Here is a 15306-nt window from a genome sequence, read left to right as displayed (position 1 = left end):
CACTTGAGAAGCTTTATCGTTTATCCTTGTAGTGATTTGTTGCACATAAGCGAGGAACACTTCGGATGATGATCCGCGATACCCGATTCAAGACATCCCTTCTGCGTGGCCTGTCTCTTACTCTGCTTGGCCTGACCCTGCTCTCACCCGCCGCCTATTCTGCCGACAAGGTCTCCCTGACCCTTTACAACGGCCAGCACAAAGAAGTCGGCGATGAACTCGCCAAAGCCTTTGAAGCCAAGACCGGTATTCACGTCAACGTGCGCAAAGGCAGCAGCAACCAACTGGCCAGCCAGGTCGTCGAAGAAGGTGATCGCTCCCCTGCCGACGTGATCTACACCGAAGAATCGCCGCCGCTGAACAAACTCGGCGAGCAAGGCTTGTTGGCGAAGATCGATGCCAGCACCCTCGACGTGCTGCCCAAGGATTACGTCGGCAGCAATGGCGACTGGATGGGCGTCACCGCACGCACCCGCGTCGTCGCTTTCAACCCCAAGCTGATTGCCGAAAAAGACCTGCCCAAATCGGTGCTGGATTTCGCCGGCCCCGAATGGCAAGGCAAGGTCGGCTTCGTGCCCACCAGCGGCGCGTTTCAGGAACAGGCCGTGGCGATCATCAAGCTGCACGGGCGTGAAGCGGCCGAAGAGTGGCTGACCGGCCTGCGCGCCTTCGGCAAGGTGTACAGCAACAATATGGTGGCCCTCAAGGCCGTTGAAAATGGCGAAGTGGCCACCGTACTGGTGAACAACTATTACTGGTTTGCCTTGAAGAAAGAAAAAACCAATCTTGACTCCCAACTGCACTATTTCACCGACGGCGATGCCGGCGGCCTGATTACCGTGTCTTCGGCTGCCGCGCTGAAATCCAGCAAACACCCCAAGGAAGCCCAGCAACTGCTGGCCTTCATGGCCAGTGAAGAAGGCCAGCGTGTGATCACCAACACTTCGGCGGAATACCCGTTGCGCAAGGGCATGGAGTCCAACCGTGGCCTCAAGCCTTTCAGCGAACTGCAGCCGCCGAAAGTCACCCCTGCCGACCTGGGCAATGCCGAAGAAGCCCTGGAACTGGAACGTGACGTTGGCCTGAACTGATGACCCCGTCGCTCAGCGCTGCAGGCTTTCGCCCCCGGCGCAAACGCCCTTCAATCTGGCTGCTGTTGCCGGTGCTGTTCCTGGTTGGCCTGAGCCTGCTGCCGCTGGTGTATGTCGGGCTCAAGGCCTGGCAAGCCGGCTGGGCAGAGGCGGTGCATCTGCTGTGGCGGCCTTATGTGTTCGGGCTGCTGCGCAATACCCTGTCGCTGATGGTCGGCGTGACGGTCGTGTGCGGCGTGGTCGGCCTGTCCCTGGCCTGGTTGCTGGAACGCAGCAACCTGCCGGGGCGACGCCTCTGGGGCGTGATCCTGTGCCTGCCGTTTGCGGTGCCGGCATTTGTCAGCAGCTTTACCTGGGTGTCGCTGAGCGCCAACTTCGAAGGTCTCGGCGGCGCGATCCTGGTGATGAGCCTGTCCAAGTATCCGCTGGTCTTTCTGCCGGTGGCCGCCACGCTGCGCAATCTGGACCCGGCCCTGGAAGAATCGGCGCGCACCCTGGGGCTGAATCGCTGGGGCGTATTCCGGCGCATTACCCTGCCGCTGCTGTGGCCCTCGCTGGTGGCGGGAGCACTGTTGATTGCATTGCACATGCTGGTGGAGTTCGGCGCCCTGTCGATCATCGGCTTGCAGACCTTTACCACCGCGATCTACCAGCAGTTCGAACTGGAATTCAGCAACGCCAACGCCGCGATGCTCTCGGCGGTGCTGCTGGTGATGTGCCTGAGTTTGTTGTGGCTGGAGCTGCGCGTGCGCGGCAAGGGCCGCCATGTGCGGATCGGCCAGGGCGCGGCGCGACAGGCCGAGCAGGTGAAACTGGGCAAATGGGCGCTGCCTGGCCAACTCTATTGCCTGGCGCTGGCGATCATTGGCAGCGGCATTCCCCTGGGGATGCTCGGTTATTGGCTGGCCGTGGGCTCATCGGCGGCGTTTCCGGTCGCCGCCATCAGTGAGGCGCTGTTATCGTCCCTGGCACTTTCCCTGGGTGGCGCGGCGTTGTGCCTGGCGCTGGCGGTGCCGGTAGGCCTGCTGGTGGTGCGCTACAAAGGCCAGCTGGCGATCTGGGCCGAACGCCTGCCGTACCTGCTGCACGCCCTGCCCGGCCTGGTGATCGCACTGACCCTGGTGTATTTCGCGCTGCATTACGTGCCGGCGCTGTATCAGACGTCGGCACTGTTGCTGATCGCCTATGCGCTGTTGTTCTTGCCCCTGGCCCAGGCGCCGATTCGCACGGCGCTGAACAAGGCTGCACCACAGCTGGAAGAGGCGGCGCGCACGCTCGGCGCATCGTCGTTCAGTGCGTTTTGCCGGGTGACGCTGCCGATTATTTTCCCGGCATTGGGCGCCGCGTTTGCGCTGGTGTTTCTGGATGCGATGAAGGAATTGACTGCGACCTTGCTGCTTAGTCCGACCGGGCTGAACACCTTGGCCACCGCCGTGTGGGCGCATACCTCGAATGTGGAGTTTGCGGCGGCGGCGCCTTATGCGGCGTTGTTGATTCTGGTGTCGGGGTTGCCGGTGTACCTGCTTACGACGCGGATGTATTTGAGCCGCTGAGATGGCTATCGGGGGCAAGCCCCCTCCCACATTTGGAGTGCGTTGCAACCTGTGGGAGGGGGCTTGCCCCCGATGAGGCCGGCACAGACAACCCTAAGCCCGAAACTGCCCCAGACTCGCCTTCAACTGCGCCGCCAAGCCATCCAGCACCTTGCCACTGGCCGTGGTCTCCACCACCGCCTGCGCGGCCCGCTCAGCCTGGGCATGAATCACCTCAACCCGACCACGCACCGCATGCGCACCCTGGGCCTGATGCTCGGCCGCGCGTGTCGCCAGGCCGATCGCCGCATGCACCTGCTCCACCGAGGCCTGCACGGTCTGCTGCAAGCGCACGCTGTCGCGCAACACCAGCAAGCCCTCATTGGCCTGACGACCAGCCTTGCCAATGGTTTCCACCGCCTCACGCGCGCCCTGCTGCAACGCCACGATATGCGCCTGGATGTCACCGGTGGAGCTTTGGGTCTTGCTCGCCAACGCACGCACCTCGTCCGCGACTACCGCAAAACCACGCCCGGTTTCGCCGGCACGAGCCGCCTCGATGGCCGCATTGAGCGCCAGCAGGTTGGTTTGCTCGGCGATGCCGTGAATCACCGTCAGCACCACTTCAATCTGCTCGCTTTGCTGCGCCAACCGCTCGATCACCTGGGAACCAGCCTGCACCTGCCCGGCCAACGCCTCGATCAAGCTGCCGACTTCGGCAGAAGTGCGCGAGTTTTCATCCGTGGCCTGGCGAATCTCCACCACCTGCTGCAAGGCCGCCTGCATGGCATGGCTTTCGGCCTGGGCCTCGTCGGCCATTTGCGAGAGTGCGCGCAGGCTTTCTGCAACCTCGTCGCGCTGCAGGCCGGCCGCCGCATCGGCACCGGCATTGCGCAAGGTCATCGCGCCGATTTCCATGCCGGTGCGCTGGGCCACATCCCCCGCCTCGCGCACGATGGGCTGCAACTTATCCACAAAGCGATTGACCGCCGAAGCCATGTCACCAATTTCGTCCTTGCTGCTGATCTGTACACGCTTGGTGAGGTCACCCTCGCCTGCCGCCAGGTCATCCATGGCCGCGATCAACAGCTTCAGGCGGTTGACGACGCGGCGGCCGAGCACAATGGCGATCAGCAGCAATACACCGAGACCGACCAGCGCCAGGCCCATGCCGATACGCCAGCGCAAGGTGCCGGCAGCCTCTTGAACCGCACTGGTGGTATTGGCCGCCATCTGCGTGGCCGTGACTTGCGCCGATTGCAGGCGCGCGCCCATGGCGGCGGCGCTATCGGCCGCGGCGCCTTTGAGGCTGTCGCCGACCAGTTGATCACCGCTGGCGATCAGCGCGGCGAAGCGGCTGTCCAGTGCTTGCAGGTCGGCCTCGACCGATGCGGTCGACACCCCCATGCGGACTTTGCCGATCTCAACGCCGTTGGGGCTGATCGAGGCCTCGACGTAATACACCGAAGGATCAGCCTTGGCCGCGTCCAGGACTTTATCCAGGGCACGCTCCCCCGCGCCTTTGGCCAACAAGGCCTGGTTGATCGGATTTTCACGGTTCAGGTAACGGGTCAGATGCTCGCCCGCCGCGTCGTCATACACCACGAACAACACGTTGGGATTACGCTGCGCGCGCCGGGCAAATTCCGATAATGTCGGCACGTCGCTGTCCCACATGGCACGCGGCGCCACCGAAGCCAGCAACTGGGCCATGTCATTGGCGGAGTCCTGCAGGTCTTTTTCCAGGGTCGCCCGCAATTGCTTCTGCTCTTGCTGAAGACGCGTGGAGAGCCCTGCAGTCAGACGTTGGCGAGTGCTGGTGGACAGGCTATCCAGGCTGGAGGTGACTTCCTTGCCGGCCTGTGCCAATTCGCCGGACAATTTCTGGCTGTCGATGCCCAGGCGATTCCCCAAATCGGCCTCCAGGGCCGTGACCGTGCTCCGCGTCAGCGCGACGGCCACCAGCACTTGCACCAAAAGAGCGATACCTAGGGTAACGAACACCGGCCGCAGCAGACGGCTTTGTAACAACGAGAGAACGGCAGACACTGGAAATCCCTCCACCACGGGTGCCATTAAATTGATAGCACCGCGAAAAAGAGAAACACAGCAAGGGTCGTGCCGCTTGCCAGACAGAAACGACAAAGGGCTCCCGAAGGAGCCCTTTACTTTTTACATCAACAGCTTATTAAGCGAACGGGTGACGCAGAACGATGGTCTCGTTGCGGTCCGGGCCCGTCGAAATAATGTCGATCGGTGCGCCGATCAGCTCTTCGACGCGCTTGATGTAGGCGCGGGCGTTGGCTGGCAGCTCTTCCAGGGTCTTGGCGCCCACGGTCGATTCGGTCCAGCCCGGCACTTCTTCGTACACAGGCTGCAGGCCCACGTAGCTGTCAGCGTCGGTCGGGGCAACATCGTTGCCTTGCGCGTCTTTGTAGCCGACACAGATGTTGATGGCTTCCAGGCCGTCGAGCACGTCCAGCTTGGTCAGGCAGATGCCCGAGATGCTGTTCACGTCGATAGCGCGACGCAGGATAACGGCGTCGAACCAGCCACACCGACGAGCACGGCCGGTGGTAGCGCCGAATTCGTGACCCTGCTTGGCCAGGTGTGCGCCAACGTCGTCGAACAGCTCAGTCGGGAATGGACCGGAACCTACACGGGTGGTGTAAGCCTTAGTGATGCCCAGGATGTAGTCGAGGAACATCGGGCCAACGCCCGAACCGGTGGCAACGCCGCCGGCGGTGGTGTTGGAGCTGGTCACATACGGGTAGGTGCCGTGGTCGATGTCGAGCAACGAACCCTGGGCGCCTTCGAACATGATGTCTTTGCCGGCGCGACGCAGGTCGTGCAGCTCGGCCGTCACGTCGAGCATCAGCGGCTTGAGCAGCTCGGCGTATTCCTTGCACTCGGCCAGGGTCTTTTCGAACTCGATGGCCGGCTCTTTGTAGTAACCCACCAGCATGAAGTTGTGGTAATCCACCAGTTCACGCAGCTTGTCTTCAAAGCGCGGCATGTTGAGCAGGTCGCCCACACGCAGGCCACGGCGCGCCACCTTGTCTTCGTAGGCCGGGCCAATGCCGCGACCGGTGGTGCCGATCTTCAGCTCGCCACGGGCCTTTTCACGGGCCTGGTCCAGCGCCACGTGGAAGGACAGGATCAGCGGGCAGGATGGGCTGATACGCAGGCGCTCGCGCACCGGTACGCCTTTCTCTTCCAGCTTGATGATCTCGCGCAGCAGGGCGTCCGGCGCAACCACTACGCCGTTGCCGATCAGGCACTGCACGCCTTCGCGCAGTACACCCGATGGGATCAGGTGCAAGACGGTTTTTTCGCCATCGATGACCAGGGTGTGGCCCGCGTTGTGGCCACCCTGGTAGCGCACTACGGCGGCAGCATGTTCGGTCAGCAGATCAACGATCTTGCCTTTGCCCTCATCACCCCATTGGGTGCCCAGGACTACGACATTCTTACCCATAACACTTGTCCTCATTCGCGCAAACTTGGTGCCGGCGATGGCCGGCAGGAAAACTCAAGAAGCCAGTGGCGATACTTGCCAAAGCCCGTTCTGCTGAATCAATTGCCGGTCGCAGTCCGCTTCACGGGCGGCGGCCAATGGCTGCCCAGGCAAAGCCTGGACGACACGCTGACCCTCACTGCGCAACTGGCAGACCTGCTGCCAGAGTGCCGCGTCCGTACTGTCGGGCATCCAGATGCCACCAGACGGCAGCTCGACCTCAGCACGCCCCAGGGTCACCAGGGTTTTCAAATCGGTGGAAAAGCCGGTGGCCGGACGGGCGCGACCGAAGTCGGCGCCGATATCGTCATAACGACCACCCTGGGCGATGGCCTGGCCAACACCCGGAACGAACACCGCGAATACCACACCGGTGTGGTAGTGGTAGCCGCGCAACTCGCCCAGGTCAAAATACAAAGGCAGCTGCGGGAAGCGCGCCGACAGTTGCTCGGCAATCGCCAGCACATCGTTCAGGGCGGCCAACACCGGCGCCGGCGCGTTGGCCAGGCGCTCACGTGCAGTGACCAACACTTCACGGCCGCCGCACAGGTCAACCAGCGCACGCAGCATGTCGGCCAGTTCAGCCGGCACGCCGGCAGTCAGGGCGATGACTTCGTCAATGGCCTTGCGTTGCAGCGCATCGAACAATTGTTGCTCAACTTCACCGGACAAGCCGGCCGCACGGGCCAGGCCGCGGTAGATCCCCACGTGGCCCAGGTCCATGTGCACGTCCGGCACATCAGCCAGTTGCAGCATGGCCAGCATCAGGCTGATCACTTCAACGTCGCTGCTCGGGCTCGCATCGCCATACAACTCGGCGCCCAGCTGGATCGGGCTGCGTGAAGATGACAAGGCACGCGGCTGGGCATGCAGCACGCTGCCGGCGTAGCACAGGCGGCTGGGACCTTCGCGGCGCAGGGTGTGCGCATCGATACGCGCCACCTGCGGCGTGATGTCGGCGCGGAAACCCATTTGCCGGCCCGATTGCGGGTCGATGACCTTGAAGGTGCGCAGATCCAGGTCCTGGCCCGCGCCGGTCAGCAGGGATTCCAGGTACTCGATATGAGGGGTCACGACAAACTCGTAGCCCCAGCTCTGGAACAGATCCAACACCTGGCGACGCGCTATTTCAATACGCGCAGCTTCTGGTGGCAGTACTTCTTCGATGCCATCTGGCAGCAGCCAGCGGTCTACCGTTGCCATTACGCCATTCCCCTTTGATCCGGGCGGCCAGCCCTCGGCCGAGCCTTGAGTGAAGCAGAAAATACCCGCCGTCTGCATAAACCACGCGCAAGAGCGACGTGACGAACGGCCTGCGAACGGCCTCGTCGGGCACTTTCCTCGAAAAACCTGTCACGCCTGCCGAATCGAACACGCAGACGCAAAAAAGCCGGGAATTTCCCGGCTGCCGCATCATACACCCGTTTTCTGAAAGGATCACCCCGCCAGGCATTTTAGCCGCCCGACGGAGTGGTCCTACAGAATCACAGGCCTGTTACTTGGACTTTTCCAGGTAGCGGAAGAAATCGCTGCTTGGGTCCAGCACCAGCACGTCGGTCTTGTTCGCGAAGCTTTCACGGTAGGCGCGCAGGCTACGGTAGAACGCGTAGAACTCCTGGTCCTGGCCATAAGCCTTGGCGTAGATCGCCGCGGCTTGAGCATCACCATCACCACGAGCCTCTTCAGACTCGCGATAGGCCTCTGCCAACAGTACACGGCGCTGACGATCGGCATCCGCACGGATACCTTCGGCCAGCTCGTTACCCTTGGCACGGTGCTCACGGGCTTCACGCTCACGCTCGGTGCTCATGCGCTCGAACACGCTGCGGTTCACTTCCTTGGGCAGGTCGATAGCCTTGACGCGAACGTCGACCACTTCGATACCCAGCTCTTTCTCCGCCATGGTGTTCAGCGAACGAGTGATGTCAGCCATCAGCGCATCGCGTTCACCGGATACCACCTCGTGCAGGGTGCGCTTACCAAACTGGTCACGCAGGCCCGATTCCAGACGACGCGACAGACGCTCGTCGGCAATCTGCTTGAGGCCCGAGGTCGCCGTGTAGAAGCGCTCGGCATCCTTGACGCGCCACTTGGCGTAGGCGTCAACCATCACGGCTTTCTTTTCCAGGGTCAGGAAGCGCTGTGTCGGTGCATCCAGGGTCATCAGGCGGGCGTCGAACTTGCGCACCTGGTTGACGTAGGGGACTTTCACATGCAGGCCCGGCTGGACATCCGCCTGGACCACGCGACCGAATTGCAGCAGCACCGCGCGCTCGGTCTGAGCGACGATGTAGAAGCAGTTCCAGGCAGCGATGACCACGACGACTCCCACAATCAGGGCGGTCAGCGATTTATTGCTCATCAACGACTCTCCCTGGTACGTGTTTGCTGTTGCAGCAAGTCAGCGGCCGCACGGGCGCTCGCTTCGTTGGCAGCGGCATTCGAACCGGTGGACGGCGCGCTTGTGCCGCCGCTACGACCACCTTCGATCATCTTGTCCAGCGGCAGGTACAGCAGGTTGTTCTGCCCACCCTTGCTGCCGGTCACGAGAACCTTGCTGGTGTTGCTGAAGACTTCCTGCATGGTGTCCAGGTACAGACGCTCACGGGTAACCTCGGGCGCCTTGCGGTACTCGGCAACCAGCTTGGTGAAGCGGTCCGCCTCACCCTTGGCACGGGAGACCACTTCGTCGCGGTAACCGTTGGCATCCTCAAGGATACGCTGGGCCTGACCACGGGCTTCCGGCACCACGCCGTTGGCGTAGGTTTCAGCCTGGTTGCGCGAACGCTGCTCGTCTTCACGGGCGCGGATCACGTCGTCAAAGGCTTCCTGCACTTCACGCGGTGCCGCTGCGCTCTGTACGTTGACCTGGGTAACGGTGATACCGGTGCGATAGGTATCGAGGAACCGTTGCAGGCGCTCCTTGATTTCGCTGGCCATCAATTCACGCCCTTCGGTCAGCACCTGGTCCATGGCAGTGGAACCCACCACATGGCGCAGGGCGCTTTCGGTTGCGTGTTGCAGGCTGATTTCCGGCTGATCGACGTTCAGCACGAAGTCCTGCAGGTTGGTGATCTTGTACTGCACGGTCAGCGGCACTTCGACGATGTTCTCGTCTTCAGTCAGCATCTGGCCCTGCTTGGTGTAGGCACGCTCACGCGTGACGTTCTCCATGTACTTCTTGTCGATCGGCGGGAAATAGATGTTCAGGCCTGGCCCGACCGTCTCGTAATACTTGCCGAAGCGCAGCACCACGGCTTGCTCCTGCTCGTCCACCACGTAGACCGCGCTGTACAGCCAGACGGCCGCGAGCACGACAAGACCCAGGCCCAGCAGGCCGTAGCCGCCGCCCTTGCTTGTGCGACCACCCTCGTCACCACCGCGTTTTTTCCCACCACCGAACAACCCATTCAGGCTTTCCTGCAGCTTTCGGAAGGCCTCGTCGAGATCCGGTGGCCCCTTGCGGTCGCCATTATTGCGGCGTTTACCACCCCAAGGATCCTGATTATTCGAGTTGCCACCCGGCTCATTCCAAGCCATAGCGCTCTCCATCTGATAAAGCAAAGACGCACCCACGGCGCGCCGACCAATGCTACAGAATGCCTGCTACTGCGGCACAACCGCTTTCTCAGGCTTTTATTGCAAAGTGTGTTGTTCGATGAACTCCGCCGGTACAACACCCTCGCGACTGACCAGTCGATTAAGCTCCGCGCGTGGCAATCGAACGGCCAGCAAGCTGACACCTTCTTCGTCGTGTTCTTCTTTCTGTACCGCGCCCAGCTCGAAAAACTGTGCACGCAGTCGAGCAAAACGCTGCGGCAAGCGCAAGGTGCCCACGAACAAATCGCCGCCGAGCAACTCGGCGATGGCTTGCTCAAGCAATTCAAGGCCACTGCCATCACGCGCCGACAGCCAGACCCGCTGGGGTCTGCCATTCTCATCGCGCTGGATTTGCGGCTCGACGCCTTCAAGCAAATCGAGTTTGTTATACACCTCGAGGATCGGCAAGTCCTGGGCACCAATCTCGCCCAGCACCAGCATCACCTGCTCGATCTGCAGCATGCGATCCGGCTCGGCCGCATCGATCACGTGCAACAGCAGGTCGGAATTGCTCGACTCTTCGAGCGTAGACCGAAATGCCTCGACCAGATTGTGCGGCAAATGACGAATGAAACCTACCGTATCGGCCAGGACAATCGGCCCCAGGTCGTCAAGATCCAGGCGGCGCAGGGTTGGGTCGAGCGTCGCGAACAGTTGGTCGGCCGCGTACACGTCCGACTTGGTGACGTTATTGAACAGCGTGGACTTGCCCGCGTTGGTATAGCCCACCAGGGACACGGTGGGGATATCGGCACGGGAACGGCCACGGCGCGATTGCTCGCGCTGGCTGCGGACTTTCTCCAGGCGGCCCTTGATCTGGCGCAGGCGAACCCGCAACAGACGTCGGTCGGTTTCCAGCTGGGTTTCACCCGGGCCACGCATGCCGATGCCGCCGCCCTGGCGCTCAAGGTGCGTCCAGCCGCGAACCAGCCGTGTGCTCATGTGGTCAAGCTGGGCCAGTTCGACCTGGAGCTTGCCTTCATGGGTACGCGCGCGTTGGGCGAAGATATCGAGAATCAGGCCGGTGCGGTCGATCACGCGACACTCGAAGACACGTTCGAGGTTACGCTCCTGACTCGGCGTGAGGACGTGATTGAAGATCACCAGATCGGCTTCTTCGGCATGGACCAGGTCGCGCAATTCTTCGACCTTGCCGCTGCCAATCAGGTATTTGGCGGTTGGCCGATGACGCGGCACGTTAAAAAACGCAACGGTCTCGGCGCCGGCCGAATTTGCCAACTCCTGAAACTCCTGCGGATCTTCGCGCGCCTCAGGGTCCTGTCCATCCAAGTGAACGAGGATTACTCGCTCACCACCACCGTGGCGCTCAAAGAACAAAGGAGACTCCTATCAGGCGTTACCTGGCTCAGCGTCAGCTGCTTCATCACCGGCAGCGCTAGGCAGACGGATTGGACGAACAGGGACGACTGTCGAGATAGCGTGTTTGTAAACCATCTGGCTGACGGTGTTTTTCAGCAGGATCACGAACTGGTCGAACGACTCGATCGTACCTTGCAACTTGATACCGTTGACCAGATAAATGGAAACCCCCACTTTCTCTTTACGTAAGGTATTCAAGTAAGGGTCTTGTAGCGAATGCCCTTTTGACATGTGCCGCACTCCTTTAAGGATCAATAATAAAAAATCGGAAAAATAAATAGCTCATGGCCGCCACACCCCCAAGGATAGACGGCAATTGCAAGGACTCAGCTCAATATGGAGACCGTTCCCAGGTATTTCAAGGCGCGTGACAGATTGTCGCTGTCCAGGCTGTCCAGCCAGTGCAAATCGCTCCAGCTGCGCAGCCAGGTGAACTGGCGCTTCGCCAATTGGCGCGTGGCAATGATGCCGCGCTCCTGCATTTCGGCTGACGTCAGCTTGCCATCCAGATGATCCCAGACTTGGCGGTAGCCTACAGCACGTATCGAAGGCAACCCCGGATGCAGATTACCTCTTGAACGCAGTGCTACGACCTCCTCCACAAACCCCTGTTCCAACATATTTGTGAATCTTTGTGCAATTCGTTCGTGCAGCACCTGACGATTTGCCGGAGCGATGGCCAGGTTCGCCACAGTATAGGGCAATTGTGACCGGCCAGATGCGCCTGCATCAGCACTTTGCGCAGTTTGTTTCAGCCTGTGTTCAGTCATGGTCTGGCCACTGACACGCCAGACTTCCAGGGCACGGGAGAGACGCTGGGGGTCATTGGGGTGAATGCGCGCCGCCGACACCGGATCCACCGCCGCCAACTGATCGTGCAGGGCTTGCCAGCCAAGGCGTGCGGCCTCTTCTTCGAGTTCGGCGCGCACCTGGGCATCGGCCGGCGGCATATCCGCCAGGCCTTCCTGCAAAGCCTTGTAGTAGAGCATCGTGCCGCCGACCAGCAACGGGATGTTACCCCGCACGGTGATCTCGGCCATGGCGGCCAGGGCGTCGGTACGGAAATCCGCCGCCGAATAGCTCTCGGCCGGGTCGATAATGTCGATCAACCGATGCGGATGCTGCGCCAGCACCTCTTTCGAAGGCTTGGCCGTGCCGATGTCCATGTCCCGGTAAACCAGGGCAGAGTCCACACTGATCAGCTCGCACGGCAGGACCCTGGTCAGTTCGATGGCCAGGTCGGTCTTGCCGGCGGCCGTGGGGCCCATCAGGAAGATCGCGGGGGGCAAGGCACTCATCAGCGACCGCGCAGGAACAGTTTGTCCAGATCATCCAGGCCCATCTGGGTCCAGGTCGGTCGGCCATGGTTGCATTGACCGCTGCGCTCGGTGTTTTCCATGTCGCGCAGCAGGCCGTTCATTTCCGGCAGGGCCAGGCGACGGTTGGCGCGGATGGCGCCGTGGCAGGCCATGGTGCCGAGCAGCTCATTGATATGCGCCTGGATACGGTCGCTGGTGCCGTACTCCATCAGGTCCGCCAATACATCGGCGACCAGGCGATTGGCCTCGGCTTGCTTGAGCAGCGCGGGAATCTGGCGGATCGCCAGGGTTTCCGGGCCCAGGCGTTGCAGTTCGAAGCCCAGCTTCTGGAACACACCGTGGTGCTCTTCGGCGCAATCGGCTTCTCGCTGGCTGACCGCCAGGGATTCGGGCACCAGCAGTGGCTGGCCACTGAGCCCTTCACTGGCCATGGCGATCTTCAGGCGCTCGTACATGATCCGCTCGTGGGCCGCATGCATGTCCACCAGCACCAGGCCGTGGGCGTTTTCCGCGAGGATGTAGATGCCCTTGAGCTGCGCCAGCGCGTAGCCCAAGGGTGGAATATCACCGCCACCCTCGGGCAAGGCGACGGTGCCTGGCTCGGCACCCGGCAGCGGCGCGAAGAACTCACGATAAGCCGCCTGGGCCTCGGCCACCGGCACGGTCGATTGCGGGCGCGGGGTGTATTGATACTGATAACCGGCGCCGGCGCCCGCGTTGGGTGCCGTGTAGTTGGGCTGCTGCGGAGATTGCAGCAAGTTGGCGGCCAAACTCATTTCGCCCTGAGGCCCGAATTCACCGGCCTCGGGACCGCTTGGGCGAACGACCGCCGTCACGATGGGCGCCGACAACTGATCATCCGGACGCACGTCGCCCAAGGCGCGGTGCAAGGTGCCGTACAGGAAGTCATGCACCATGCGCCCATCACGGAAGCGCACTTCGTGCTTGGTCGGGTGCACATTGACGTCAACCACCGAGGGGTCGACCTCAAAAAACAGCACAAACGTCGGATGCCGCCCGTTGAACAACACGTCGCGGTAGGCCTGGCGCACCGCATGGGCCACCAGCTTGTCACGCACTGCCCGGCCATTCACGAAGAAATACTGCAAATCCGCCTGGCTGCGGGAGAAGGTCGGCAAACCGACCCAGCCCCACAGGCGCAAACCATTGCGTTCAATCTCTATCGGCAGCGCCTGCTCCAGAAAGCCGGCTCCGCAGACTGCCGCCACGCGCCGAGCACGCGCGGCGTCGTCATTGGCTTCGTGCAGGCTGAGGATGGTCTTGCCGTTGTGGCGCAGATGGAATGCCACATCGAAACGTGCCAGGGCCAGGCGCTTGATGACTTCCTGCAGGTGGTCGAATTCGGTTTTTTCGGCCTTGAGGAATTTGCGCCGCGCCGGGGTGTTGAAGAACAGGTCGCGCACTTCCACCGAGGTGCCCACCGGATGGGCTGCCGGCTGGACCCGGGGCGCCATGTCACGGCCTTCGGTTTCCACTTGCCAGGCCTGCTCGGCGCCGCGTGTGCGCGAGGTCAGGGTCAAGCGGGCCACGGAGCTGATGGAGGCCAGGGCCTCACCGCGAAAGCCCAGGCTCATCACCCGCTCAAGGTCTTCGAGGTCGCGGATCTTGCTGGTGGCGTGACGGGCCAGGGCCAGCGGCAGGTCATCGGACGAGATGCCGCTGCCATCGTCCCGCACCCGCAGCAGCTTGACGCCGCCCTGCTCCACGTCCACGTCGATGCGTTTGGCGCCGGAGTCGATGCTGTTTTCCAGCAGTTCCTTGATCACCGAGGCCGGACGCTCAACCACCTCGCCCGCAGCGATCTGGTTCGCCAGGCGCGGGCTGAGCAATTCGATACGCGAGCCGCTATTCAAGACAGATTCGCTCATTACTGCGCCGCCAATTCGGTGCCCGGGATGGTCAACACCTGGCCGATTTTCAGCTCATCGGTTTTCAGGTTGTTGGCGCTGCGCAAAGCGGCGGGCGTGACCTGGAAACGTACCGCCAGCATGGCCACGGTGTCGCCGGGCTGTACGCGGTGGTCGCGCGGGCCCTGGGCAATTTTGCCGGAATCACGTAACCAGGCAATGTAAGTGCCCGGGGGCGGGTTCTGTTGGAAGAACTGACGCACACCGGCGCTGATCGAGCGCGCCAAGGCCTGCTGGTGGCTGGCACTGGCGAGCTTGGATGCCTCGTTGGCGTTGGAAATGAATCCGGTCTCGACCAGGATCGACGGGATATCCGGCGACTTCAGCACCATGAACCCGGCTTGTTCCACGCGCTGTTTGTGCAGCGACGTGACCCGGCCGATATTGCTCAGGACCTTCTGGCCGACGTTCAGGCTGGAGGTCAGCGAGGCGGTCATCGACAGGTCGAGCAGTACGCCGGCGAGCATTTTGTCCTTGTCGTCGAGGGACACGTTGCCGGCCCCGCCGATCAGGTCGGAACGGTTTTCGCTGTCGGCCAGCCAACGGGCGGTCTCGGACGTGGCGCCACGATCCGACAGGGCAAACACCGACGCACCGAAAGCGGCGCTGGAAGGTGCGGCGTCGGCGTGGATCGAGACGAACAGGTCCGCGCCCTTCTTGCGGGCGATTTCAGTACGCCCGCGCAACGGAATGAAGTAGTCGCCGGTACGGGTCAGTTCGGCGCGATAACCTTTCATGCCGTTGACCTGGCGTTGCAGTTCGCGGGCGATGGCCAACACCACGTCTTTTTCATGCTGGCCGCGCGAACCGGAGGCGCCCGGGTCTTCGCCACCGTGACCGGCGTCGATCACCACGATAATGTCGCGCTTGCCTGCCGGAGCGGGCGGCGGCGGTGGCAGCTTGACCTGCGGTTGCGAGGGGTTGACCGGCACCGCAGGC

11 protein-coding genes and 2 pseudogenes are annotated in these 15306 nt (G+C 62.1%); 2 read left to right on the top strand and 11 right to left on the bottom strand.

The window, feature by feature from the left end; translation table 11 throughout:
• The first annotated feature begins 65 nt into the window (after nt 1-65).
• Nucleotides 66-1091, top strand: a complete 1026-nt coding sequence (locus BFP96_RS08515) for an iron ABC transporter substrate-binding protein (RefSeq protein ID WP_065936027.1) — start codon at nt 66-68, stop codon at nt 1089-1091.
• Nucleotides 1091-2644 (top strand): ABC transporter permease, encoded by a 1554-nt coding sequence (locus BFP96_RS08510; RefSeq protein ID WP_065936026.1) that lies wholly within the window; start codon nt 1091-1093, stop codon nt 2642-2644. Before BFP96_RS08515 ends, BFP96_RS08510 begins: the two co-directional genes overlap by 1 nt.
• Nucleotides 2645-2737: 93 nt before the next feature.
• Here the strand turns inward: BFP96_RS08510 and BFP96_RS31760 are convergent.
• From BFP96_RS31760 to BFP96_RS08460, 11 genes and pseudogenes are all read right to left on the bottom strand, one after another.
• Nucleotides 2738-3253, bottom strand: a pseudogene (locus BFP96_RS31760) (methyl-accepting chemotaxis protein); the annotation flags it as partial.
• A 390-nt stretch (nt 3254-3643) separates the two neighbouring features.
• Nucleotides 3644-3697, bottom strand: a pseudogene (locus tag BFP96_RS31755) (hypothetical protein); the annotation flags it as partial.
• A gap of 1114 nt (nt 3698-4811) precedes the next feature.
• Nucleotides 4812-6101 (bottom strand): adenylosuccinate synthase, encoded by a 1290-nt coding sequence (locus BFP96_RS08500; protein WP_065886517.1) that lies wholly within the window; start codon nt 6099-6101, stop codon nt 4812-4814.
• 54 nt (nt 6102-6155) lie between these two features.
• Nucleotides 6156-7343, bottom strand: a complete 1188-nt coding sequence (locus BFP96_RS08495) for an ATP phosphoribosyltransferase regulatory subunit (protein ID WP_065886518.1) — start codon at nt 7341-7343, stop codon at nt 6156-6158.
• Nucleotides 7344-7635: 292 nt separating this feature from the next.
• A complete protein-coding gene (hflC, locus tag BFP96_RS08490; RefSeq protein WP_003188064.1) occupies nt 7636-8502 on the bottom strand; it encodes a protease modulator HflC in 867 nt (288 codons plus the stop codon).
• Nucleotides 8502-9680 carry an FtsH protease activity modulator HflK gene (hflK, locus tag BFP96_RS08485; RefSeq protein WP_065886520.1) on the bottom strand — a complete coding sequence of 393 codons (1179 nt, stop codon included), beginning with the start codon at nt 9678-9680 and terminating at the stop codon, nt 8502-8504. The genes hflC and hflK overlap by 1 nt, the downstream gene beginning before the upstream one ends.
• A 96-nt stretch (nt 9681-9776) precedes the next feature.
• Entirely contained in the window at nt 9777-11078 is a 1302-nt protein-coding gene (gene hflX, locus BFP96_RS08480) for a ribosome rescue GTPase HflX (RefSeq protein WP_065936025.1), read from the bottom strand.
• A gap of 12 nt (nt 11079-11090) precedes the next feature.
• Nucleotides 11091-11351 carry an RNA chaperone Hfq gene (gene hfq / locus BFP96_RS08475; protein WP_016976904.1) on the bottom strand — a complete coding sequence of 87 codons (261 nt, stop codon included), beginning with the start codon at nt 11349-11351 and terminating at the stop codon, nt 11091-11093.
• Between the two features lie 95 nt (nt 11352-11446).
• Nucleotides 11447-12418, bottom strand: coding sequence for a tRNA (adenosine(37)-N6)-dimethylallyltransferase MiaA (gene miaA, locus BFP96_RS08470; RefSeq protein WP_065936024.1), 972 nt, complete (start codon nt 12416-12418; stop codon nt 11447-11449).
• On the bottom strand, nt 12418-14328 hold the full coding sequence (gene mutL / locus BFP96_RS08465) for a DNA mismatch repair endonuclease MutL (RefSeq protein ID WP_065894500.1): 1911 nt from the start codon (nt 14326-14328) through the stop codon (nt 12418-12420). The genes miaA and mutL overlap by 1 nt, the downstream gene beginning before the upstream one ends.
• The coding region (locus BFP96_RS08460; protein ID WP_065936023.1) for an N-acetylmuramoyl-L-alanine amidase at nt 14328-15306 on the bottom strand (979 nt) is incomplete at its 5' end. The genes mutL and BFP96_RS08460, both read right to left, overlap by 1 nt.

The sequence above is a fragment of the Pseudomonas sp. 34 E 7 genome (genome assembly GCF_900005715.1).
Classification (GTDB): Bacteria; Pseudomonadota; Gammaproteobacteria; order Pseudomonadales; family Pseudomonadaceae; genus Aquipseudomonas; species Aquipseudomonas orientalis_A.
Note: the sequence above shows the minus strand (reverse complement) of the source record. Positions and strands in the feature narration are given on the sequence as shown.

Bases quoted from the DNA above. Each gene is read 5' to 3' on its own strand.
- BFP96_RS08515 (WP_065936027.1), top strand. From the start codon at position 66: ATGATGATCCGCGATACCCGATTCAAGACATCCCTTCTGCGTGGCCTG.
- BFP96_RS08510 (WP_065936026.1), top strand. From the start codon at position 1,091: ATGACCCCGTCGCTCAGCGCTGCAGGCTTTCGCCCCCGGCGCAAACGC.
- BFP96_RS08500 (WP_065886517.1), bottom strand. From the start codon at position 6,101: ATGGGTAAGAATGTCGTAGTCCTGGGCACCCAATGGGGTGATGAGGGC.
- BFP96_RS08495 (WP_065886518.1), bottom strand. From the start codon at position 7,343: ATGGCAACGGTAGACCGCTGGCTGCTGCCAGATGGCATCGAAGAAGTA.
- hflC (WP_003188064.1), bottom strand. From the start codon at position 8,502: ATGAGCAATAAATCGCTGACCGCCCTGATTGTGGGAGTCGTCGTGGTC.
- hflK (WP_065886520.1), bottom strand. From the start codon at position 9,680: ATGGCTTGGAATGAGCCGGGTGGCAACTCGAATAATCAGGATCCTTGG.
- hfq (WP_016976904.1), bottom strand. From the start codon at position 11,351: ATGTCAAAAGGGCATTCGCTACAAGACCCTTACTTGAATACCTTACGT.
- miaA (WP_065936024.1), bottom strand. From the start codon at position 12,418: ATGAGTGCCTTGCCCCCCGCGATCTTCCTGATGGGCCCCACGGCCGCC.
- mutL (WP_065894500.1), bottom strand. From the start codon at position 14,328: ATGAGCGAATCTGTCTTGAATAGCGGCTCGCGTATCGAATTGCTCAGC.